At 40.5% G+C, this 22,633-nt stretch carries 21 protein-coding genes; 9 read left to right on the top strand and 12 right to left on the bottom strand.

Annotated elements, in window-relative coordinates:
- Positions 1-2 precede the first annotated feature (2 nt).
- The 5 genes from JWQ34_RS17715 to JWQ34_RS17695 form a co-directional block, all read right to left on the bottom strand.
- Complete coding sequence (locus JWQ34_RS17715; RefSeq protein WP_299359560.1) at positions 3-944, bottom strand: hypothetical protein; 942 nt, start codon at positions 942-944, stop codon at positions 3-5.
- A gap of 11 nt (positions 945-955) precedes the next feature.
- Entirely contained in the window at positions 956-1,897 is a 942-nt protein-coding gene (locus JWQ34_RS17710; protein WP_299359558.1) for a hypothetical protein, read from the bottom strand.
- A gap of 99 nt (positions 1,898-1,996) precedes the next feature.
- A complete protein-coding gene (locus JWQ34_RS17705) occupies positions 1,997-2,992 on the bottom strand; it encodes a glycosyltransferase family 2 protein (protein WP_299359556.1) in 996 nt (331 codons plus the stop codon).
- Positions 2,993-2,995: 3 nt separating this feature from the next.
- Positions 2,996-3,880, bottom strand: coding sequence for a glycosyltransferase family 2 protein (locus JWQ34_RS17700; RefSeq protein ID WP_299359554.1), 885 nt, complete (start codon positions 3,878-3,880; stop codon positions 2,996-2,998).
- Positions 3,880-4,026, bottom strand: a complete 147-nt coding sequence (locus JWQ34_RS17695) for a hypothetical protein (RefSeq protein WP_299359552.1) — start codon at positions 4,024-4,026, stop codon at positions 3,880-3,882. Before JWQ34_RS17695 ends, JWQ34_RS17700 begins: the two co-directional genes overlap by 1 nt.
- Before the next feature lie 367 nt (positions 4,027-4,393).
- Between JWQ34_RS17695 and meaB the strand changes: the two genes are divergently transcribed.
- Positions 4,394-5,269 (top strand): methylmalonyl Co-A mutase-associated GTPase MeaB, encoded by an 876-nt coding sequence (meaB, locus tag JWQ34_RS17690; RefSeq protein WP_299359550.1) that lies wholly within the window; start codon positions 4,394-4,396, stop codon positions 5,267-5,269.
- 71 nt (positions 5,270-5,340) lie between these two features.
- On the opposite strand, the gene JWQ34_RS17685 is transcribed toward meaB, so the two are convergent.
- On the bottom strand, positions 5,341-6,630 hold the full coding sequence (locus JWQ34_RS17685) for an aminopeptidase P family protein (protein WP_299359548.1): 1,290 nt from the start codon (positions 6,628-6,630) through the stop codon (positions 5,341-5,343).
- A 151-nt stretch (positions 6,631-6,781) separates the two neighbouring features.
- Between JWQ34_RS17685 and JWQ34_RS17680 the strand changes: the two genes are divergently transcribed.
- The 7 genes from JWQ34_RS17680 to JWQ34_RS17650 all read left to right on the top strand — a co-directional run bounded on the left by JWQ34_RS17680 (position 6,782) and on the right by JWQ34_RS17650 (position 15,061).
- Positions 6,782-8,155 (top strand): OmpA family protein, encoded by a 1,374-nt coding sequence (locus JWQ34_RS17680; RefSeq protein ID WP_299359545.1) that lies wholly within the window; start codon positions 6,782-6,784, stop codon positions 8,153-8,155.
- A 108-nt stretch (positions 8,156-8,263) separates the two neighbouring features.
- Positions 8,264-8,413 carry a DUF6728 family protein gene (locus JWQ34_RS17675; RefSeq protein ID WP_299359543.1) on the top strand — a complete coding sequence of 50 codons (150 nt, stop codon included), beginning with the start codon at positions 8,264-8,266 and terminating at the stop codon, positions 8,411-8,413.
- A gap of 44 nt (positions 8,414-8,457) precedes the next feature.
- Positions 8,458-8,838 carry a RidA family protein gene (locus JWQ34_RS17670; RefSeq protein WP_299359541.1) on the top strand — a complete coding sequence of 127 codons (381 nt, stop codon included), beginning with the start codon at positions 8,458-8,460 and terminating at the stop codon, positions 8,836-8,838.
- 9 nt (positions 8,839-8,847) lie between these two features.
- Positions 8,848-10,956, top strand: a complete 2,109-nt coding sequence (recG, locus tag JWQ34_RS17665) for an ATP-dependent DNA helicase RecG (protein ID WP_299359539.1) — start codon at positions 8,848-8,850, stop codon at positions 10,954-10,956.
- A 231-nt stretch (positions 10,957-11,187) separates the two neighbouring features.
- Complete coding sequence (locus tag JWQ34_RS17660; protein WP_299359537.1) at positions 11,188-12,486, top strand: MFS transporter; 1,299 nt, start codon at positions 11,188-11,190, stop codon at positions 12,484-12,486.
- Positions 12,487-12,677: 191 nt separating this feature from the next.
- Positions 12,678-13,844 (top strand): FIST signal transduction protein, encoded by a 1,167-nt coding sequence (locus JWQ34_RS17655; protein ID WP_299359534.1) that lies wholly within the window; start codon positions 12,678-12,680, stop codon positions 13,842-13,844.
- Positions 13,844-15,061 carry a cell wall metabolism sensor histidine kinase WalK gene (locus tag JWQ34_RS17650; RefSeq protein WP_299359531.1) on the top strand — a complete coding sequence of 406 codons (1,218 nt, stop codon included), beginning with the start codon at positions 13,844-13,846 and terminating at the stop codon, positions 15,059-15,061. The genes JWQ34_RS17655 and JWQ34_RS17650 overlap by 1 nt, the downstream gene beginning before the upstream one ends.
- Before the next feature lie 75 nt (positions 15,062-15,136).
- On the opposite strand, the gene JWQ34_RS17645 is transcribed toward JWQ34_RS17650, so the two are convergent.
- From JWQ34_RS17645 to JWQ34_RS17630, 4 genes are all read right to left on the bottom strand, one after another.
- Positions 15,137-16,894: an ABC transporter ATP-binding protein gene (locus JWQ34_RS17645; RefSeq protein ID WP_299359528.1), complete on the bottom strand. Its 1,758-nt coding sequence runs from the start codon at positions 16,892-16,894 to the stop codon at positions 15,137-15,139.
- Positions 16,895-16,975: 81 nt separating this feature from the next.
- Positions 16,976-17,539: a ribosome recycling factor gene (frr, locus tag JWQ34_RS17640; RefSeq protein ID WP_299359526.1), complete on the bottom strand. Its 564-nt coding sequence runs from the start codon at positions 17,537-17,539 to the stop codon at positions 16,976-16,978.
- Between the two features lie 137 nt (positions 17,540-17,676).
- A complete protein-coding gene (locus JWQ34_RS17635) occupies positions 17,677-19,020 on the bottom strand; it encodes an efflux RND transporter periplasmic adaptor subunit (RefSeq protein WP_299359523.1) in 1,344 nt (447 codons plus the stop codon).
- Between the two features lie 14 nt (positions 19,021-19,034).
- Entirely contained in the window at positions 19,035-20,471 is a 1,437-nt protein-coding gene (locus JWQ34_RS17630; RefSeq protein ID WP_299359520.1) for a TolC family protein, read from the bottom strand.
- Between the two features lie 119 nt (positions 20,472-20,590).
- On the opposite strand from JWQ34_RS17630, the gene JWQ34_RS17625 reads away from it, so the two are divergent.
- Positions 20,591-21,226, top strand: coding sequence for a polysaccharide deacetylase family protein (locus JWQ34_RS17625; RefSeq protein ID WP_299359517.1), 636 nt, complete (start codon positions 20,591-20,593; stop codon positions 21,224-21,226).
- On the opposite strand, the gene JWQ34_RS17620 is transcribed toward JWQ34_RS17625, so the two are convergent.
- Positions 21,195-21,410: a hypothetical protein gene (locus JWQ34_RS17620; RefSeq protein WP_299359514.1), complete on the bottom strand. Its 216-nt coding sequence runs from the start codon at positions 21,408-21,410 to the stop codon at positions 21,195-21,197. The two genes, JWQ34_RS17625 and JWQ34_RS17620, sit on opposite strands and share 32 nt — an antisense overlap.
- A gap of 133 nt (positions 21,411-21,543) precedes the next feature.
- The gene (gene tsaD / locus JWQ34_RS17615; protein WP_299359511.1) at positions 21,544-22,548 is read right to left on the bottom strand and encodes a tRNA (adenosine(37)-N6)-threonylcarbamoyltransferase complex transferase subunit TsaD; all 1,005 of its coding nucleotides are present in this window, start codon (positions 22,546-22,548) and stop codon (positions 21,544-21,546) included.
- Between the last annotated feature and the right edge of the window lie 85 nt (positions 22,549-22,633).

The following is a 22,633-nucleotide window of genomic DNA, read 5'->3' as shown; positions in this document are numbered from 1 at the left end:
TATTATCGGCCGGCTAATCGCGCTACCAAAGCCTCAAAATGATCCTGGAAGAAAAAGTCGTGACCGCCCTCGCCCTCGGGTACAACATTTATAACATCAAAGCAAACTTCCAGTACGCGCGGTACCTTTAACCCTTCGGCTATAGAGAATGGGAACGATTGGTTACCTATAAACAATTTACTACCGGCTATAATTTGGGCCAATTGCAAAAAGTCATCAACCTGTACCCATTTAATATTAGGTATGGCTTTCAATATATCATCATATTCAGACTTAACACCTACAAATACCACATTATCATACCCGCTTAAAAATTTATAGTTCACTAATGGGTTGCGGTAACGTTCGCTGCGGGCAACAACTATTGTATTGTTATAATCCTTATTGGGTTCAACCGTTAACCATTTTTTCCATAGCACCGGGCTTACCCCGGTTATATAGCCGCACCAGCGAGCTATGTTGCCTTTATCCTGCGGTACAGCTCCCGAGCGGAAATAGTCCAGGTCTATATCAATCGGTTGATCTGTATTGGCTTCGCACTCATTAATATAAGGTTGCGCTTTTATTAAAGGCACCAGCATGTCCACCATTTTTTGGTTAAGCATTACATTGCCTAGCGGATGTGTTAAACCCTCGGCCAATTTTGATGGCTGATTAAGCCTGAAATACAAATTGGTAGCCACACCGGTTAGCTCATGTATCTCGCGAATGGTAGGCAGCGCGTAAATAATATCACCCGAGTTACCGCTATGGTTAAAGTTTACCTTTTTATGAGCATCGGCATACGCCTTAATTTTATTGAAATTGCTTAGCCGCTGCGTATCGGTCATGAAGCGCTTAAACTCAATGTTTTTATAGTTAGCCAGCAGCCACTTGTATTCTTTATAAGCTCTCTTGTCGGTATGTTTAAGCCAAAGCTTGCTAAATAGATTTTTCTTTTTCATCAGTATATTTATTATATGGCCAGCTCCTTTACTAATGCTTCAAAATGCTCCTGGAAGAAAAAGTCGTGCGCGCCCTCACCTTCGGGTATTACATTGGCCGTATGGAAATAAATTTCCAGTATCCGCGGTATCTTCAGTCCCTCGGCTATAGAAAATGGGAAAGACTGGTTGCCAATAAAAAGCTTGCAGCCTGCAATTATCTGCGCCAGTTTTAAAAAGTCATCAACTTGCACCCATTTTATATTGGGGATTGCTTTGCGCATATCTTCATACTCGCTTTCCACCCCAACAAAAACCATGTTGCTATAATTTTGCAGGAAAGAATAATCTACAAACGAATTACGGTAGCGCTCGCTGCGTGCAACAATTATAGTATCCTTATATGTTTCGTCAGCTTTAACGGTTAGCCAGCTTTTCCATAATTGTGGTGTTACACCGGTTATATAACTGCACCAGCGGGCAATGTTGCTGTTATCTAACGAGAAAAGCTTGGCGCGGAAAAAGTCAAGATCAACATGTATTTGCTGGCCGTTATAAACCTCGCATTTATTAATGTAGGCTTGTTGGTTAATCAACGGTGCAAGCATATTTACCATTTTATCGTTAAGCATTACCGTCCCCAACGGGTGCGCGGCATAGCCTGATAAAACCAACGGCTTGCCTGTTTTTAAATATAAATTGATGGGGGTGCCCGTTACTTCGAATATTCGTTTAATAGTTGGCAGGGCATAAATTACATCGCCGGCGTTACCGCTGTGTATTAGGTTAAGCTCGGGAACGGTTTTGCAAAGGGCAGTTATTTTATCAAGTGTATTTAACCTATCGGTGCCGGTAAAGTAATTATTAACCTCTTCCTGCCCGTAGTTTTTACGCTCCCATTTATATTGCTTGTATTGCGGGCGGTCTGTGTACTTTAACCAAAGTTTGCTTACTAAGCTCCTTTTTTTAAACATATTTTCCTGGCTAAAATATTAAGGCAGTATTGCGCGAGCCGCTTCAAAAATACAAAGCAGGTTTGAATAATAATAATTCAAGCAGCATTACAGCACTTATCAGGGTTTAAAGCGTGTGAGTTTTATATTTTTTACCGATACCCTGATATCATCTATCACATTAAACAATGTCCGCTTGCTATTGTGTTGGGCAAGCAAGGTATTCAGGCGATCTTTATATTGTTTGATAAGGGCCTGGTTTTTAAAAAGGTCCGTATACGCTTTCCAGATCCACCATTGGCCAACCAATAGTTTTGGCAGCAAGTCTATTAAAGTTATCTGTATATACCAGCCTAATAACGCCAAGCCGTTTAAATGCAAGGCGTGCATATAAAAGCGGTTACGGAAATAGGTAATTTTTATCCATTTAGGTTTTTGGTAATCTTTAGTAGTTGCCGATACCTGGTGCCGGCAAATAGCCTGATGCTGATAGTAACATTTCCAGCCCAATTTCCAGGCGCGCAGGCTCAACTCCATATCCTCACAATAAAATGGCGAGAACAACTCGTAAAAACCACCAATCTGCTTTAGTTTAGCCGCATCAATTAACGCGTTTGCTCCTGATAGATAGAAGGTATACAACTCCTCTGTACTGTCATCGGTATAATAAAAATAATCTGTCTTTAACTTTAGGCCGTTAAACTTGGGCATACGGGCGGCATCTTGTATATGGTCGCCCTCCATATCTATAATACGGCCCATTACGCCGAAGGTATCATCAGCTTCAAAATATTTAAATTGGAGTTCAAAATAATCAGGTGTAAGTTTTACGTCCGAGTTTAATAGCAATATCAACTCATGCTGCGCTATGGCTATTCCCTGGTTACAGGTGTAAGAGAAGCCGCTGTTTTTGGCGTTTACCAATAGTTTTACCTGTGGATATTCCTGCTTAATAAAATTAACCGAATCATCTTTCGAACCATCATCCACCACAATAACCTCGTAAGCTACCCCGGCATTTTCTATAGCGGCAAAAGTATGGGGCAGGTAAGTTGCCAATAGCTTTTTGCCATTATAATTAGGGATGACTATGGAAATTGTTCTTTTTATGCTCACCGGCTATTTAACTATTTTATAATTGCGGTACTCGCTAACGCGCCAACCAGTCCAGTCCTCTATTTTTTGCAGCGCCTTGCGGCGGAAGGTCATTTTTTTATTTAACGTTTTCAAGTCTATTTCCAAATTCCAGTTGGTAGCCGCTACCCTGCCTTGCATTACCGCGGGATGTGTGCCGGTAAAATGCACCAGTCTATCGGGGTTTTTATGACTATAATCAAAAGTAAAGGTATCGGGCAGGTTTTGGGCCATCCATTCATCATCATGATAAAACTGGTTAAAATTACGCAGCTTGTTTGCCAGGCCCGATGGCGGTTTTACCCAGCCGTAATGATAAATATAAGCGTCTATCAGTTTTACGTTTATCTTACGGTTATCCCATCTAAAGCCTTGCGCGTCGCGGTAGGAGTGGATGGCTTTGTTGTTTCGTACAATCCGGATCTCGCGCCTGTACCATCTGCGCGAGTGCCCGTAATAATCATACGAGCCATAAAAGTGCAGGTATTTAAACAACAGGCCCTCAATCCGGGTATCGTTTAAATTATCTTCCATTTCTCTTTTTATGGTTGGCAGATATTTTTCATGTACGCACTCATCGCCTTGTATATAAAAGGCCCAGTCAACATCAGGCGATATAGCGGCAAAAGCTTTATCAGTTTCGGCAGCAAACACGGCCCCACCTTCGCGGATGGAATCGTCCCAAACGGTATTAATGATCTTTATCTTGGGTGAGTCAATGCTGCGCACCAGTTTTTCGGTATCATCATCACAATTACCCAGCGCCACTATAAATTCATCGCATATAGGTAAAATAGAGGTTATAGCTTCCACAATGGGGTAATCGTTTTTTACCGCGTTGCGGATAAATGTAAAACCGGCTACTTTCATTAAACCTTTGTTTGTTTTAAGCTTGAGTGGCAAATATAGTTATCTATTAATAAGGTAAACAAAAATGTGAAGATAGGGCGGGGATTACTCACCCCTGCTACGGTACGCTGACCCACCATTTCTTCGCTGCGCGGAATGGTTGGCATTGACAATATACTGTCACCATTAAATATTCTTTTTTTAACGATATTTAAGGGTGCCCCAAAACATATTTTTGATGCCAATGCAGTTCTTTGAATTATTAAAAATTTGCCTGTTTAGTGCTTTGTAATAATTAAATAACTAATTATCAATTATTTAACTAAAAAATAACACGCCGATATAAGGCACAATACCCGGAAAACGCCCCCAATTACTACCGGCATAAGGCCTGATGCCCGAAAAAAGGCCTTTTTTACTACCAGCATAACCCCCAATACCCGGAAAACGGTAAAAATTACTACCGGCTAAATAGTTTATACCGGTAGTAATGTATATTGTGGTTTCGGTTCTATTTTCGTTCTTTGTAAAACCATGTCGGCAGCAAACAATATTAATTTCAAATCGGTAGCACGGTCACTTACAGTTGTTGAAAACAACCTGCCCGGTGCTGATGAATTATTAAAAAGCCTGCACTATAATAAGAGTACACCTATTATAGGTATTACCGGCCCGCCGGGTGCTGGTAAAAGCACATTGGTAAACAGCTTAATTGAGCAACTGGTTAACAAGGGCAATAAAATAGCGGTGTTGGCTATCGATCCTACCTCGCCGTTTAACTTTGGCTCCTTACTAGGCGATAGGATACGGATGACCGGCCACTTTAATAATCCGGATGTTTTTATAAGATCATTAGCTACTCGCGGATCATTGGGCGGCTTGTCCGCAAAAACCATTGAAATGGCTGATGTATTGCGTGCCGTGGGTTTTGATTACGTGCTGATAGAAACTGTTGGCGTGGGGCAATCAGAAATTGAAATTGCCGGATTGGCTGATCTGACGTTTGTTGTGCTGGTACCAGAATCAGGCGATGAGATACAAAACATCAAATCAGGCCTGATGGAAATTGCCGATGCCTTCATCATTAACAAAGCCGACCGTGCCGATGCTGACTTGTTTACCAACAACCTCAAAAAGATCATCCACCAAAAAGAAACTACCGAAATACCTGTTTTTAAAACCGTAGCCACTACAGGCGCAGGTATTAATGAAGTAGCCGATTTTATATCATCAGCAAAAAATATAAAAAATACCCGCAAAGAGTTTTTACTGACGGAGAAGGCCTATAAACTCATTCAGCAAAAGCGTATGGAAGGTGTAGATAAGAAAAAGTTGCAGCAGGATATTGCCAAAGCTTTAAATGATGAAAGGTTCAATCTTTATAGTTTTGTAGAAGCGTTTAAGATTTGACAACTTTTTAAAAGTTGTCAAATCTACTGCTCACTAACAAATCCGAAATTGAACATCCGAAATCCGATATCTTAACTATTCATTATCTCTTCAATATGCTCTGCCTCTAAAGGTATATCAGCCATTAAATCAACATTACCGCCTTTAGTTATCAGGATATTATTTTCAAGTCTGATACCTAAGCCTTCGGCAGGGATGTAAATTCCCGGCTCGCAGGTTAATATGTTACCAACCTCAAATGGTTTATAACGGCTGGCATAATCATGCACATCTAAACCCAGGTGGTGCGATGTACCGTGCATAAAGTATTTTTTATAGGCCGGCATTTTAGGGTCCTGTTTTTCAACATCGTGTTTGGTTAGTAAGCCAAGGCCAATTAGCTCGCTGGTCATAACTTTACCAACCTCCTCATGGTAATCATTCCATATCGCACCTTCTACAATCATTTTTGTTGCTGCTTTCATTACACGCAACACGGCATCATATACTTCGCGCTGGCGTTTGGTAAAGCGGCCATTTACGGGGATAGCACGGGTCATGTCGGCATTGTAGTTGGCATACTCGGCACCAAAATCAAATAATATTACATCGCCATCCTTACAAACCTGGTTGTTATCTATATAATGTAACACAATAGCGTTTTTGCCCGATGCTATAATTGGGCTATAAGCATGGCCGGTTGCACGCTGCCTTACAAACTCATGTATTATCTCTGCTTCTATTTCGTATTCGGTAACGCCGGGTTTGGTGAATTTCAGCACACGCTCAAACGCGTCCTTAGTTATGGCGCAGGCTTTTTTGGTCAGATCAATTTCTGTTTGTGATTTTACGGGGCGCAGGTCGCGCATTATCAATGCTGATCTTTCATAATTATGCAATGGATATTTTGCACGTAAGTCTTCAAACATGCGCAGGTCGCGGTAAGGCACCGAGAAACTAAACCGATCATTCTCGTTTGTATTAATATAAATATTATCCGCGTAGTTTATTATACTATGTAGTATATTATTAAATTCACTAAGCCAATATATACTTTCAATGCCCGATGCCTGTTTTGCTTCTTCTTTGGTATATTTGTGTCCTTCCCAAACTGCAATATGTTCATTAGTTTGTCTTAAAAAAAGTACTTCTTTGTATACCGAATTAGGACAATCCGGAAATAATAAAAGGATACTTTGCTCCTGATCAACGCCTGTTAAATAAAAAAAATCAGGGTTTTGCTTAAAAATAAACGCCTGATCGCCACTTCTTGGGAACTCATCATTAGCGTGAAATATAGCTATTGAGTTCGATTTAATGCGTGAAACGAAATTTTTTCTATTAATTATAAATAAATTATTTTCGATGGGTAAATATTTCATAGTATTTTTTATTATTTGTACTACTTATAGAACATTTTTCATTTCTTTGTGTTAGTATTATAATTTTTGGAACAGTATTTGGTAATCGTTTCAAACATAATTACTATTTTTGAAAAAAATCACAATTAAAACATTGTTTAATCTTAAAACTATGAACTATTCTACATTAAAAAAAACAGTCGGTCTTTCACTCGTTTCTTTGATGGTTATAGGTGCTGCTAACGCCCAAACCACAGGATCATCGACTACAACTACAGCCAAGGTATTTGGCGGTAGCGGACAGTACAATACCTGGAGTATTGGCGTTAACGTTGGTGCACTTTCACCAACCCTTGCAACAGGGGGCGGATCTGATTTTCCCGGCAACGTTGTTACCTTAGGTTACGGTTTATCTGTTAAAAAGCAATTAGCACACTCATTTGCGTTGCAATTAGATTTACGCGGTGGTAAAGTACAAGGTACTGCTGGTAATAGAGGTTTTGTTACTGATCAGAGAACAGGTAACAACTACATCAAATATTCTACTCCATTTTGGCAAGGAACTATTAGCGGTGTTGTTAACGTAGCTACAATTGATTACTTACGTCGCGAAAACGCTATTAACTTCTTCGTTAGTGCCGGTGCTGGTTTAGTAAACTTTAACCCAACTATTTACGGTGCTACTACTCCTGGTTATCCTACAATTGCGCAAGAAACTTACAACACTGCAAGCGCAACTAACCTTAACCCACACACTGTAACTAACTTAGTTATCCCAATTGGCGCTGGTGTTAAATTTAAATTAACTGACGCATTAGGCTTAAACTTAGGTTACACTGAAAACTTCCTTGATGGTGATGTATTTGATGGTGTAAACGCAGGTTACCATAACAATGATCATTACTCTTATGGTTATGCTGGTTTAGAATATACTTTTGGTTCAAAATCAAAAGCTAACTTAGAGTGGGTTAACCCGGTAGCTATGATGTATGACGAGTTGTATGACGAAGCATTACGTAAAGAAGTTGCTGCCTTAAAAGGCCGTGTAACTAACGTTGAAAACGCAGTTAACGATTTGAAAAAAGATTCTGACGGTGACGGTGTTGCTGATCAATTTGACAAATGCCCTAACACTCCTGCAGGTACTGTAGTTGACGGTTCAGGTTGTGCTATTGTATTCCCTAAAGTTGAAGCTCCTGTTGCTGCTGCTGCTCCTGCTGCGGTTGCTTACAGTAACATACAATTTGAATTTGATAGCTCAGTATTAAGAACTTCATCTTACCCAGTATTAGATGCTTCTTCTGCTGACCTACGTGCATCAGGTTCTAAAGTTGAATTAGACGGTTTTGCTTCATCTGAAGGTACTGCTGCTCACAACTTAGTTTTATCTAAAGACCGTGCTAACTCAGTAAAAACTTACTTAGTAAACTCTGGTGTTGATGCTAAAAAAATAAAAGTAAAAGCATACGGCGAAACTATGCCAATTGCTGATAACTCAACTGAAGACGGACGTGTATTAAACCGTCGTGTTCAATTCAAAAAATAATTTTTGATTCAGTTTAAACAATATAAGGCTCTCCAATTTTGGAGAGCCTTTTTTGTTGATATATTTGTACATACATTCCGGAAGCAAAATTTTAAGTAAATTTGTATTATGTACTTTTTCCGAAAAAAAGATCCCAACAGGCCAACCAGCTTTAATTTAAAGGTGATGCATGCAATAAATGCTATTGCTATCACCATGTTCCTGCTGGGAATAATCTGGAAACTGATACAATGGTTCATCTTAAAAAAAACAGGCTAATAGTCTAATCAATACAATCACAATAAAACTCAAGCTATAATAAAATGAAAAAAGTAATTAATACTGCCGATGCTCCTACACCTATTGGCCCATACAACCAGGCTATACAAGCCGGCAACACCATTTTTGTATCAGGGCAAATACCTTTACATCCTTTTACCGGCGAATTAGTTACTGATAACATTACTGCGGCTACCCATTTGGTAATGGAAAACATTGGCGCCATTTTAAACCAGGCTAAAGCCGATTTTACACATATTGTAAAAAGCACTATATTTTTAACCAGCATGGCCGATTTTGCCGAGGTAAATGATGTTTACGGTTCATACTTCGAAGATAATTTCCCGGCTCGCGAAACGGTACAGGTATCTGCCTTGCCAAAAGGTGTAAGTGTTGAAATTTCTGTAATAGCAGTTAAAGCCTGATAACACGCCTTGAACGGTCAGCCATTTCAAACTCCTATTGAGTATTTAAAAGGCGTTGGCACCGCCAGAGCCGATGTGCTTAAAAAAGAACTGGCTATCAAAACCTTCGAGGACCTGCTACAGCATTTCCCGTTCAGGCATATTGACCGTACCCGTTTTTATAAGATAAAAGAGATCCAGCAGGACCTGCCCTATGTGCAGGTTATTGCGCGCCTAACCCATAAAGAACTACTGGGCGAAAAACATACCAAACGCCTGGTAGCCCAGGTGCAGGACGAAACAGGCATAATGGAACTGGTATGGTTTCAGGGTATTAAATGGGCCGAGAAGAACCTGATACCAGGTAAAGCTTATATCTTGTTTGGCAAGCCGGGATCATTTAATGGTAAAGCGCAAATGTCGCACCCGGAATTTGATCTTTATTCGCCCGAAGTATTGCAACGCAAAGGCAATATGACCTTGCAACCCGTATACAGCTCGACCGAAAAACTTAAAGCATTTACATTAGATAGCAAAGGCTTACAAAAGTTGATAGCCGGCTTGTTAGAGCAACATGCTAAAGATATTCATGAAAACTTACCGCTCTATATTATAAACCAATTTAAGCTGATGGGCAGAGCTGATGCTTATCGTAATATACATTTCCCCGAGGATGCCGAAAAACTGGCTGAAGCCAGGCATCGCCTTAAATTTGAAGAACTTTTCCTTTTACAATTGAAACTATTAAAGAACAAATTACTGCGCATACAAAAGTTTAAGGGAAATATATTTGATAAGGTTGGCCCTTACTTTAATGAGTTTTATCATAACAAGCTGCCGTTCGAGCTAACCAATTCGCAAAAAAAAGTTTTAAAAGAGATACGACAGGACACTCAGCGTGGCGTACAAATGAATCGTTTGTTACAGGGCGATGTAGGCAGCGGTAAAACTGTTGTGGCCTTAATGAGCATGCTGATAGCTATTGATAATGGCTTCCAGACCTGCATTATGGCACCTACCGAAATATTGGCTAACCAACATTACCAAACCATAAAAAGTTTAGTGGGCGATGATTTTGTTGAGGTTGCCCTGCTAACCGGATCAACCAAACCCAAGGGCAGGAAAATACTACACGAAAAACTGGAGAACGGCGAGCTTAAAATATTAATAGGCACTCATGCCCTTATCGAGGATAAAGTACAGTATAAAAATCTGGGCATGGTGGTTATTGATGAACAGCATCGCTTTGGTGTCGAGCAACGCGCCAAGCTTTGGCGCAAAAATATTGTACCGCCGCACATATTAGTGATGACGGCTACCCCGATTCCGCGTACACTGGCCATGACTTTATATGGCGATCTGGATATATCAATAATTGATGAATTACCGGCAGGGCGCAAACCTATAAAAACAGTCCATTTTTATGAGAACAGCCGCTTGCGCATGTTTGGTTTTATGAAGGAGGAGATAGCCAAAGGCCGCCAGATTTATATTGTATATCCGCTGATACAAGAAAGCGAAAAACTGGACCTTAAAAATTTGATGGATGGGTTTGATATTATATCACGTGAGTTCCCGCTGCCCGATTATAGGTTGAGCGTAGTATATGGTAAAATTAAAGCTGCCGAAAAAGAATTTGAAATGCAGCGCTTTGTTAAAGGCGAAACGCAAATAATGGTTGCCACCACCGTAATTGAAGTTGGCGTAAATGTGCCAAACGCATCAGTAATGATCGTTGAGAATGCGGAACGGTTTGGCTTATCGCAATTACACCAGCTACGGGGCCGTGTGGGGCGCGGGGCCGAGCAATCCTATTGTATATTAATGAGTAAGGATAAGTTAAGCCATGAGGGTCGTATACGCCTAAACACAATGGTTAAAACCAATAATGGCTTTGAAATTGCCGAAACCGACCTGCAACTACGCGGCCCGGGCAATATTGAAGGCACCCAACAAAGCGGCCTGCTCGACCTAAAAGTTGCCGACCTTACCACCGACCAGGATTTGTTAATGCAAGCCCGTAAGTGTGTGGAAGATATTTTCGCGGTAGACCCACAATTGGTAGCACCCGAAAATCAAATATTGAATTTAGCTTTCCAGGTTAAGAACGCGGGGTTGAGTTGGGATAAGATATCTTGAGTCTGCGGTTACTCACCCCGACATCGCTTCGCTTGCCGGCCCTCTCTTCCGCAAGCGGGAAAGAGGGCTGATTAATCAATGAATATTATAACCCTCTTTCCGCCAAAGGCGAAGAGTGGGTGGTCGAGCGAAGCAAAGACCGGGTGAGTAACCGGCGCGCATTTTAAGTCATCCGCTAGTATTTATTTCAAATAATCTTCAATCTTAATTTCTGAATTGTAATTTTGTTTAATGGCAGATACGGATAGTCAACCTTTACCTAAAAATGATTCTTTTATAGCCTTACGTTATAAAGATTTCCGCTCATACCTGGGCATGAAGTTTTTCTTCACGTTTGCTTACCAAATGCAGGCCGTTATTTTAGGCTTTTATGTTTATCAGTTAACCAAAAGTGCATTTGCTTTGGGTCTGATAGGCCTGGCCGAAGCTATACCATCAATAGGTATTGCTTTGTATGGGGGGTACATTGCCGATAAATCCGAGAAAAAGAAGATGCTGTTATTTGTGTTCTTCGCGGTATTGTTCTCCTCCATCGTAATGTTTACCATCACCCTAAAAAGTATGGAAGCCTATATTCATGTCGGATGGATCATTCCTATATTATACGTAATGGTTTTTTGCAATGGTGTAGCACGCGCGTTTTATAACCCGGCTGCTTTTACCATTATGGCACATAGTGTACCGAAAGAAGTCTACCCCAACTCCAGCAGTTGGAACAGCTCAAGCTGGCAAATAGCCTCTATTTTGGGGCCATTGTTTGGAGGGTTGATATATGGCTTTTATGGTATAACGGCAACTTTTAGTGTTATCATTATATTCCTGATAGTGGCGCTGGTTTGCGTGTTTTTCCTGAAAAGATATCCGCCGGTATATGTCCCCAAAGAAAGTATTTGGGAAAGCTTATCAGAGGGCATACACTTTGTATTCCACAACAAAATGATGATAGGCGCTATGAGTTTAGACCTGTTCTCGGTATTTTTTGGCGGCGCGGTAGCATTGCTGCCGGTATTTGCTAACGAGATATTGCATGTAGGTCCGCAAGGCTTAGGTATAATGCGCGCCACTTCATCATTAGGCGCGGTACTGGTTATGCTGGCTATGGCGCGTATATCGCCTATGGGTAAACCGTGGCGCAATTTATTGATAGCGGTAACCGGCTTTGGCTTATCCATCATCTGCTTTGCTTTATCCCATAATTTCTACCTGTCGCTTTTATTTTTATTTACCGAGGGTGGATTCGACAGCATTAGTGTATTGATACGCGGCACCATTATGCAGATACTAACGCCTGATAGTATGCGCGGACGAGTATCAGCAGTAAATCAAATGTTTATCGGTTCATCTAATGAGATTGGTGCTTTTGAGTCGGGTACAGCGGCAAAGCTATTAGGTACGGTACCGTCTGTACTGTTTGGCGGTAGTATGACTTTACTTATTGTAAGCATCACTTACTTTAAAACTAAAAAGCTGATACCGTTATCATTAAACCAGATATCAGCGCCCGAAGTTAAAAAGGAGATAGCTGTATAAAAAACTTAATCGCCCTGTTATCTGAAAAACAGCGGGAACCCTTCAACCCCGTCGAAATTCAATCTAAGCTATAAAGGAATTTCATTATTTACGGTCACTTAGGCCAACTGGATCTGTTAATGCTTAAAATATAAAACTTTTCATCAGTTTGTTGATTATAGTATTACGACTCAATAGTCTAAATTTCCTTTATGACCCAATCAGCAGTAGTATTTACCGTTTTAAGCGATGGCCTGTTAGCTGGCCGCGAACTCGGACAAAAAATAATTGATAAATTAGCTGACAATAAACCGCATGTGGTAATAGTTTTTGCTTCATCTGTATATGATTATAGCTTGCTTTTAAAAGCGTTAAAAGAAACCTGCAACCCGGAAATACTGATAGGAAGCTCTTCCGCCGGCGAGTTTACATCCGGCGATTTTGGCACAGACTCTGCATGTGCTGTGGCTATATATTCTGACGAGCTCAAATTTACTGCAGGAGTTGCAGAAGGGATACAGGGAAACCGGGAAAAGGTGGCCGAGAATTTATTTAATGTGCTGTCACCTGTTCATGAGTATCAATACCAATATTATTCGGCAATGATATTTGCTGATGCCCTGTCGGGTTACACCGACGAAATGATTGAACTGCTTACCGAAAAAACGATGGGTAAATACCAGTTTTTTGGCGGAGGTGCCGGCGATAACGCCAATTTTCAAAAAACGCATGTTTTTTTTGGCACTGAAACATATACAGATGCTGTTGTATTGTTAGAAATTTTGTCAAATAAACCTATTGGAGTGGGTGCTGCACATGGCTGGAAACCTGTGGGCGCACGGATGCGCGTAACAGAAACCGATGGCATGAAACTGGTGAGCTTAAATGCACGGCCCGCTGTCGAATTATTTATTGAGCACGCAGCCACTACCGGGCAAACATTTATTCCTGAAGATCCAATTCCTTTTTTCCTTCACAATATATTGGGAATAGAAATAGGTAACGATTATAAATTAAGGGTTCCGCTTAGCGTTTTGCCCGATGGTTCGATTACAATGGCGAGCGACATTCCCATTGGAACATATGTGAGCTTTATGGAGACTGATAATGACTGCTCTAAGAATGCTGCAATGAATGCAGCAATAGGTGCCGTTAAACAGCTGGGCGATCATAAACCCAATGTCGCTCTTTTTTTTGATTGCGTAGCCACCAGGCTAAGGATGGGCAAGGAGTTTAATTACGAGCTTGATAAAGTTAGCGAGACCTTAAACGGCGTTAGTTATGCCGGGTGCAATACTTATGGACAGGTAGCACGTGTTACCGGGCAATTTAGCGGATTTCAAAATTGCACCGCGGTAGTTTGTGTAATTCCGGAGTAATGCTACTAAAGCTGATTGCCGGCTTAAATGACCGGGACAATCGATTTGAGGCAGCTAAAAATTTAGCCGGATACTTTGGCTGTAGTTATCTTTTTGTTTTTATTATCGACCAGGAGATTGGAGTTCTATTGCCGGCCCCCGGGTTTCCGCAAACCTTGCCGGATGGTTGCGCATGGCAGTCTTTTATTAATAATTGTCCGAACGATGGTTGCTATTCGGGTTCATTACCCTTTCCGGAAAAACAAATGGTACTACCGGCAATTGGCATTTCTGGGCCTGAAAATTCTATAATTATATTATTGGGAGGAAATCCATCAGCAGGCGAAGTTGCTCCGCTGAAAACAATTTCGCCAATTTTGATAAGCTTATTTACCCAGGAGTCAATACACTCCGCTGTTAAAACCAAAGTTGCATTTGCAGAAAAGACAGTAGCCAAAGCTGAAAAACTGGCTTCCACAATTGATGTAATGCGCACACATTTAAAAGATGCGCTTATCCAAAAGGAAAAAGATAAAAAAGCTATTGAGGACCTGATGGAAAAAAAGGATGAGTTTATGAATGTGGCGAGTCACGAATTAAAAACTCCAATTACAACACTCAAAGCATATTTGCAAGTACTTCAAAAGATGGTACCGGCTACAGCGCTATCAAGTGCAGGTGATTTTATTAATAAAGCTAACAAGCAAATAAAGAAACTAACCGACCTTGTTGATGACCTGCTTGACGTAAACAAAATACAAGCAGGTAGAATGGTTTACCAATTTTCTGATATTAATTTAGTCACATTAATAGAGGAAATTGTAGAGCAAACACAAATGACAACGTTAACACATCGTATTGTACTTCAAAATAACAGTAGTGTAATTATCAGTGGCGAAAGGAACCGTTTGGAACAGGTGCTTGGTAATTTTTTGTCGAATGCTATAAAGTACTCGCCTAATGCCTCGGAGGTAGTAGTTAAAAGCGAGTTAACAAACAAAGAAGTAAAAGTATCGGTACGGGATTTTGGTATTGGGATTCCGCTTGATGAGCAAGAACATATATTTGATCGCTTTTATCGGGTTAATGAGTCGTCCCGCAAATTCTCCGGCTTAGGGTTGGGGCTATTTATATCGGCAGAAATTATTAAAAAGCATGGCGGCACCATAGGTGTTGAAAGCAATGGTGCCGGTTCTGAATTTTATTTTACTATGCCCCTGGTAAAGGTGGTGGATTGATTTTAGATGATGATTGTAATTCGAATCGGATCTTACTTTTGCTCGCTAAACATTAGCCTTAATAAACACAGGTAGCTAATCCACCTCCACAGTATCTTTCTCACCAATTTGCTGTCTCCACATGGCGTAGTATAACCCTTTCTGATCTAACAGTTCGCTGTGCTTGCCCGATTCGATGATCCTGCCTTTTTCCAAAACATACACCCTATCGGCATGCATAATGGTTGATAAGCGGTGCGCTATCAAAATGGTTATGTGATTATTAAACTCTGATACGTCTTTAATAGTTTCGGTTATTTCCTCTTCGGTTAACGAGTCTAATGACGATGTTGCTTCATCAAACACCAGCAGATCTGGTCTGCGCAATAAGGCGCGTGCTATGGATAAACGCTGCTTCTCGCCACCCGAAACTTTTACACCACCCTCGCCAATTACTGTATTTAATCCATTGCTGGCGCGAGCCATTAAAGTTTGACAAGCGGCGCGTTGTAGTACATCCAAACATTCCTCATCGGTAGCATTGGGGCGAACGAATAATAAATTCTCTCGTATAGTACCAGAAAATAGTTGGGTATCCTGGGTTACAAATCCGATTTTTTCGCGTAGCTGATCTAGATCTATTTCTTTACTTGGTATATCATTATAGGTTATATCACCTTCTAATGGCTGATACAAACCAACCAGCAATTTAACCAATGTAGTTTTACCCGAACCAGACGGACCGACAAAAGCAATGGTTTCACCGGTATTGGTTTCAAAGCTGATATGATTAAGCGCGTTACGATTTGCGGTTAAATGCTTAAAAGTTACATTATCAAAAGTTAGCTTGGTTATTTTCTCTACTAAGACTGGTTTTTCCGGCTTTTTATCAATAGGTGTGCTGGTTATACGCTCAAAATTAGCTAACGAAACCTGAGCCTCGCGCCATGCTACAATAACATTACCCAACTCTTGCAAAGGGTTAAATAAAAAGAATGAATAAAACAGCAAACTAAGGTATTGGCCCGCAGTAATAGTATGATCATGGATAAGCAATAAAAGCACCACAACCATTACACTACGCACAAAGTTTACCGTAGTCCCCTGCACAAAGCTCATGCTGCGTACATATTTAACTTTTTTAAGCTCTAGCCCAAGGATTTTGTATGTGGTACTATTTAAGCGGCTTATTTCCTGCTTTACCAATCCAAGACTTTTTACCAGTTCAATATTTCTTAATGACTCTGTAGTAGAGCCCGCAAGCGCGGTAGTTTCAGACAATATACTTCTCTGTACTGTCTTTATTCGTTTACTTAGTGATGTACTTACAAACGTAATAATGGGTATTGCAGCTAAGTACACCAGGGTAACTTTGTAGCTTACAAATAATGAGTAAACAATAACAAAGCTCATCCCTGTTATACTCACAAATAATATCCCTATAAACGCGGTAATAAATGCTTCACTATCCGTACGCACTTTTTGCAATATCCCCAATGTTTCGCCGCTGCGCTGATCTTCAAAAACCTGGTAAGGCAACTCCAATGAGTGTCTCAGCCCATCAGCATACATTTTCGCGCCTACTTTTTGGGTAATGATATTGGTAAAGTAATCCTGGAAGTTTTTTGCTATACGAGACACCATGGCTACGCCAACGCCGAGGCCTACCAGTTTTAGCGCGCTACCCAGGTATGCGCTTAAATTAAGTTTATCGCTTTGACCGATAACGGTGTCAAGTATACGCCCTGATATATAAGGGTCCATTAAAGAAAATCCAATGTTCATCGCTGCCAGGAATAAGGCAAAAACAACAATACGGCGGTGTTCTTTAAGATATGATAGTAGTATTTTCATTTAGTAATTTGATTTTAGCCAAAAATAAAAAAAGGGAACGGCTAAGTAGCTCATTCCCTTTAATTTGACAATCAGGTTAAATTAAACCGTCATTATATCTTTTTCTTTAGCTTCAGATAGTTGATCTACCTTAACAATATAGGCATCGGTCAGCTTTTGTATCTCGGCTTCGCCGGCTTTCATTTCGTCTTCTGACACACCTTCGGCTTTTAGTTTGCGTATTTTCTCATTAGCATCCTTACGTACGTTACGGATAGCTATTTTACCGTTCTCGGCCTCGCCTTTGGCTTTCTTAGCCAAATCACGTCTGCGCTCTTCCGTTAAAGGCGGTACATTTATGCGGATGATAACACCATCATTTTGAGGATTAACACCGAGGTTAGCCTCCATAATAGCTTTTTCAATAGCGCTTAATAATGATTTTTCCCAGGGCTGTACCACAATCGTACGCGCATCGGGAGTGTTAACCGTACCTACCTGGCTTAGCGGAGTTGCGGTGCCATAGTAATCAACATACACATCATCCAGCATAGATGGGCTTGCCTTGCCAGCACGTATCTTATTTAATTCGCCGTCTGCATGGTCAATTGCCCTGTCCATTGCAGCCTTAGCATCAGTTACTTGTTTCTTAATGAGTTCGCTCATTGCTTTATATTTTTGACAAAAATAGTAAAATCTATGAAATAGCCTTATAGTGGTTTGCCATTATCTTCGGCCCATGGATTAAGCAATTCTAAGCCATCAATGTTTTTAAATTTGCATATTGTACTCGCTACGATAGTCTACTTACCATCCTTATTATCTGTAAACAGTTTTGACTTGTCTACCTTCTCTACCAAATCGCCATCCTTTAGCGTCTTAGATATGGCTGGGTAAGGGGCAGATACTATCTCATCTCCTGCTTTAAGGCCGGTTAATATCTGTATGTACATATCATCCTGTATACCGGTAGTTACCTGTACCTGTTTAACTTTGCCTGCGTTGTACACAAATACGTATTCTTTAGTAGGTGCGTTGTTTGCTGTTTTAACAACTTTAGCATTGTCTTTTTTAGGGCCATTCATGTCAGTCTTCTTCTCATCACGGGTAGTAACCGATTGTATAGGTACCGCCAATGCTTGGGTATGATTGGTATTAATATCAACCGTAGCGGTTAATCCCGGACGAAAAGGTGATGGATTATCCGTAGTTTTTTTAAGCAGATCTACATATGATTTTGGATCTATCCTAACCTTAACTGTAAAGTTGGTAACCTGGTCGGCAGTGGTACCTACCACATTTGCCGAACTGCCTATCTCTGTAACTACACCTTTAAACTTTTTACCTAAAAAGGCATCCACCTCAATTTTTGACGAGTCGCCAACTACTATGCGGTTAATATCGTTTTCATTCACATCAACGTTTACATCCATCTGGCTCAGGTCTGATATGGTCATGATCTCTGTACCTGCAAATTGGGCAGTACCTAAAACACGTTCGCCTTTTTCTATTGATAGTTTAGAAACCACCCCATCAACCGGCGAATAGATGGTTGTCTTATATAAGTTGTCCTGCGCTTCTTTAACCGTTGCTGATGATTGCGCCAAGCCATAAGTAGATCCTATTACATTTTGCTTAGCTGCTTCTAACGATGCTTTTGCACCTTCGTAGCTGGCTTTAGCATTGCCAAACTCAGCAGCGGTAAGTACTTTATTATCATAAAGATCTTTACTGCGTTTGTAAATTGCAGACTGGTTAGTAAAGGTAGCTTCGGCTTGCTTTAGCATTTGGCTTGAATTACCAACACTGGCTTTTTGCGAGTTATATGATGCAACCGCACGCTCATAGCCCGACTTTAAAATGTCAGGACGTATCTTACAAAGCAGCTGACCTTTTTTAACCACATCGCCCTCTTTAATTGGCAGCTCAACCACCTCGCCTGATACTTCTGGGCTTATTTTTACTTCAACATGCGGTTTTATTTTGCCGCTGGCGGATACGGTTTCATTGATATCGCGCACAGCAGATTTTTCTGTGGCAACCTGCGTTTTATCAGATTTACCAATTAGGCCTGTAGCTTTACCTATTATCAGCAGTACAACCAGTACGCCAAGTGCTATAAGGATATATTTTGTAGTTTTTCCCATGATGGTTCAGGATATTAAAGTGTTATGGTGTTACCCAGGTAATAGTCAATTATTTTGCTTCTGAAAACGACGCTGTATTTAGCCTCGATCATGTCGTTTTGTGATTTGTTAAAATTGGTAACCGCGGTATTATAATCCAGCGAGTTTACCAGGCCTACGTCATAGCGCTGTTTGGTTACATTCAAAGCGTCTTTATTAGCCTCGAAGGTTTGCGTAGCCGATTGATATTGTTTTTCGGCAGATTGCAGGTCAAGCACCGCTTGTATAATGGTTTTACTTAAATTGTTTTTAGCAATCTGGGTGCTCAATTGCGCGTTCTTATAGTTCAACTCGGCTTTATGCACTACTGTACGGGTATTAAACCGGTTGAAGATGGGGATCTGCACGCTTAATCCTATTGATTGGTTAAAGTTATCGCTAATCTGGCTAAACGCAGAATATGGCCCATATATCGGCTGATTATAAGCAGTTACAACCGCCTGGTTGGTAGCCTGTACTATACCTATTTGTTGGGTAATAGCTGTTTGGCCAATAACACTTTGATTTAAACGATCTGAATAACTGGATGCTAAACCTCCATACAAACTAACTGTTGGATAAAAATATCCCTTAGCTATCCTGATGGCCTGCTCATAAGTTTTTTGCTGCGTTTCGGCCAAGCGAATATCTGGGTTAACACCTAATGCGGTTTTAACTACCTCGTTAGCATCATATACTGTTTTAATATCGGTAAGCTTGCTAATGTCCGGGCGTTCAACCGTAATCTCGGTATACGGGTTCATTTCCATATACTGTTTCAGTATCAATACAGATAAGTCAAGCTGGTTCTGCGCTGTAGTTAAATTTAGATTGGCGGTTGATACCTGCGCTTTAGCCTGCGACAGATCAGCCAGTGTTTGGTTACCTACTTTAAAGCTAATATTTGATTTATCTAAGTTCTGGCTGGCAATATCAATTTGTTGTTTAGCAGCAGTAACCAAATCCTGGTTAGTTAATATTTGCAGGTAGTCAGTTACAACGCTTAATACTAAGTCGTTTTTAACTTTAGCTGTTTGACTTTTGTTAAGATCAAGCAATAGCCTGTTTTGTATAATTTGGTTACGCAATATACCGCCTTGATAAACAGTAAGCTGTAATTGTGCATTACCATTAATATTTAATGATGTTGATGAAGTATAGGTAAACGAACCCGCTACCTGGCTACGACCAAAGTTATACCCACCCGATGTATTTGCATTTAAACTAGGCAGCATGTTATTTTTAGATTGTTGCAAGTCGGCAGTGCCAATGGCTTCGTTAACCTGGGCTTGTTTAATGGTTAGGTTGTTTGCCAACGCGCGATCTACCGCCATTTGCAGGGTTATTTTCTCCTGCGCTTTTGCGGTGAAGCTTACCAGTATAGTAAGCAGCAGGCTTAACATAGTTAACCGTTTAAATATAAATTGTGTCATAAACTTATTCATCAATTATTTGAGATGTTAGATTTGAGATGTTAGATTTGGTTGTTTACAAATAAAATTATAGTTAATAACTCTTTTCTCATATCTCACGTCTAAAGCTCCTATCCAAAATGTACCTGGTTAAAACTCCCTGGCTGCTTAAAAAGCTATATCCCCAACTAACGTGGGATGTAAACAAGGCTAACCGTTGCATTTATCTCACTTTTGACGACGGACCTATACCTATTGTTACACCATTTATATTAAATATTTTAAAACAGTACCATGCCAAAGCCACCTTTTTTTGTATTGGCGACAATATACGCAAGCATCCTGACATATTTGAACAGGTAAAAGCAGATGGCCATGTTATAGGTAATCATACCTATAACCACCTTAAAGGATGGAAAACTGATGATAAAACCTACCTTGATAATTTTTTACTGGCGGATGAATTAATTGGCGGCAACTTATTCCGCCCACCTTATGGACGGATAAAAAGATCGCAAACAAAATTACTGAAAGAAGCTAAACCCAATCTACAACTCATCATGTGGAACGTTTTAAGCGGCGATTTCGATATCAACCTAAAACCCGAACAGTGCCTGGATAATGTTATAAAAAACACTACCAATGGCGATATTGTCCTTTTCCATGATAGCTTGAAAGCATTTGACCGATTGGAGTATGCCTTACCAAAGGCGATGGAGTATTGGAGTAAAGAGGGGTATGAATTTAAGAGCCTGGCTGCTGAGTTGTTTGAATAGTGTCCTTCTCTGTAGGCTTACCATCATTTTTAATAATGGTATAAACTATAGCCCCAATAACAGTAATAGCCAATACAACTAATCCTATCCATCCCTTGCGTTTGTCCTGGCGCATTAACCAAATTAAAAATGCCACCATCGGCAGTACGAAGATTGTCCAGAATATAATTGAGGGAGCGGTCATTTTAATGAGTGAATTATTGAATGTTATTTTTAATGAGCGAATTATTAATTGTTTTTATTTTTTGAGCGGCGAGGGTCTTGCAATAGTGAGATTAAACATTCACTCATTCAAAACTCACTCATTTCACTCATTATCAAAATGGCATTCTTGCCAACGGTGCTATATTTTGTTTGGCAAACTCGCCTTTTAAATATTTATGGTAACCGACTATGGCTATCATGGCGGCATTATCTGTACAGTATTGCATTTCGGGGATAAAACAGTTCCAGCCGTTTTTATCGCCCATTTGCTGCAGGCCCTGGCGCAAACCGGTGTTGGCTGATACCCCACCTGCCAAAGCTATGTCCTTTATCCCATAAAAATCTGCCGCTTTTTTAAGCTTGTTCAGTAATATGGTAACTATTCGTTTTTCAACCGATGCACAAATATCATTTAAATTTTCGGCAATAAAGTTGGAGTTAAGCGCTACGTTATCCCGAATAAAATAAAGGATAGAAGTTTTTAACCCGCTAAAGCTAAAATCAAAATTGGGTATCTGCGGTTCGGGGAATTTATATGCATCGGGGTTACCCAAACGCGCGTGTTTATCAATTAACGGGCCGCCCGGGTATGGTAAACCTAATATCTTACTGGTTTTATCCATCGCTTCGCCTGCGGCATCATCCAGGGTTTGGCCCACTACTTCCATATCAAAATAGTCTTTCACCATTACAACCTGCGTGTGCCCGCCAGATACGGTAAGGCATAAAAACGGGAACGATGGTTTCCTGTCGCCGATAAAATGTGCCAGTACATGCGCCTGCATGTGGTTAACTTCGATAATTGGAATGTTTTTTGCCAGTGCAAAAGCCTTAGCGAATGATACGCCAACCAGTAAAGATCCTAAAAGTCCGGGGCCGCGTGTAAAAGCTACCGCATCAACAGCATTTTTGCTTACTTTTGCGTTTATTAATGCTTGTTGTACAGCCGGAACTATATTTTGCTGATGAACCCTTGAGGCAAGCTCAGGAACAACACCTCCGTAAGCTTCGTGTATGGATTGGTTGGCAATAACATTGCTTAACATCACACCATCAACACATACCGCGGCAGAGGTGTCATCACATGAAGATTCGATGGCTAAAATTACGAGCGGCATATTGAATTATTGAGTTATTGAGTTATTGAGTTATTGAATTATTGAATTATATGGGTAAACCAACAAAATTTAACAATCAGCAAAT

The organism is Mucilaginibacter sp., assembly GCF_028288185.1.
GTDB lineage: Bacteria > Bacteroidota > Bacteroidia > Sphingobacteriales > Sphingobacteriaceae > Mucilaginibacter.
This window is presented reverse-complemented; position numbering and strand designations above follow the sequence as displayed.

What these genes read in the sequence shown, in the direction of transcription:
- JWQ34_RS17715 (WP_299359560.1), bottom strand. Translation starts at nt 944, where the DNA reads ATGAAAAAGAAAAATCTATTTAGCAAGCTTTGGCTTAAACATACCGAC.
- JWQ34_RS17710 (WP_299359558.1), bottom strand. Translation starts at nt 1,897, where the DNA reads ATGTTTAAAAAAAGGAGCTTAGTAAGCAAACTTTGGTTAAAGTACACA.
- JWQ34_RS17700 (WP_299359554.1), bottom strand. Translation starts at nt 3,880, where the DNA reads ATGAAAGTAGCCGGTTTTACATTTATCCGCAACGCGGTAAAAAACGAT.
- JWQ34_RS17695 (WP_299359552.1), bottom strand. Translation starts at nt 4,026, where the DNA reads ATGCCAACCATTCCGCGCAGCGAAGAAATGGTGGGTCAGCGTACCGTA.
- meaB (WP_299359550.1), top strand. Translation starts at nt 4,394, where the DNA reads ATGTCGGCAGCAAACAATATTAATTTCAAATCGGTAGCACGGTCACTT.
- JWQ34_RS17685 (WP_299359548.1), bottom strand. Translation starts at nt 6,630, where the DNA reads ATGAAATATTTACCCATCGAAAATAATTTATTTATAATTAATAGAAAA.
- JWQ34_RS17680 (WP_299359545.1), top strand. Translation starts at nt 6,782, where the DNA reads ATGAACTATTCTACATTAAAAAAAACAGTCGGTCTTTCACTCGTTTCT.
- JWQ34_RS17675 (WP_299359543.1), top strand. Translation starts at nt 8,264, where the DNA reads ATGTACTTTTTCCGAAAAAAAGATCCCAACAGGCCAACCAGCTTTAAT.
- JWQ34_RS17670 (WP_299359541.1), top strand. Translation starts at nt 8,458, where the DNA reads ATGAAAAAAGTAATTAATACTGCCGATGCTCCTACACCTATTGGCCCA.
- JWQ34_RS17660 (WP_299359537.1), top strand. Translation starts at nt 11,188, where the DNA reads ATGGCAGATACGGATAGTCAACCTTTACCTAAAAATGATTCTTTTATA.
- JWQ34_RS17655 (WP_299359534.1), top strand. Translation starts at nt 12,678, where the DNA reads ATGACCCAATCAGCAGTAGTATTTACCGTTTTAAGCGATGGCCTGTTA.
- JWQ34_RS17650 (WP_299359531.1), top strand. Translation starts at nt 13,844, where the DNA reads ATGCTACTAAAGCTGATTGCCGGCTTAAATGACCGGGACAATCGATTT.
- JWQ34_RS17645 (WP_299359528.1), bottom strand. Translation starts at nt 16,894, where the DNA reads ATGAAAATACTACTATCATATCTTAAAGAACACCGCCGTATTGTTGTT.
- frr (WP_299359526.1), bottom strand. Translation starts at nt 17,539, where the DNA reads ATGAGCGAACTCATTAAGAAACAAGTAACTGATGCTAAGGCTGCAATG.
- JWQ34_RS17635 (WP_299359523.1), bottom strand. Translation starts at nt 19,020, where the DNA reads ATGGGAAAAACTACAAAATATATCCTTATAGCACTTGGCGTACTGGTT.
- JWQ34_RS17630 (WP_299359520.1), bottom strand. Translation starts at nt 20,471, where the DNA reads ATGACACAATTTATATTTAAACGGTTAACTATGTTAAGCCTGCTGCTT.
- JWQ34_RS17625 (WP_299359517.1), top strand. Translation starts at nt 20,591, where the DNA reads ATGTACCTGGTTAAAACTCCCTGGCTGCTTAAAAAGCTATATCCCCAA.
- JWQ34_RS17620 (WP_299359514.1), bottom strand. Translation starts at nt 21,410, where the DNA reads ATGACCGCTCCCTCAATTATATTCTGGACAATCTTCGTACTGCCGATG.
- tsaD (WP_299359511.1), bottom strand. Translation starts at nt 22,548, where the DNA reads ATGCCGCTCGTAATTTTAGCCATCGAATCTTCATGTGATGACACCTCT.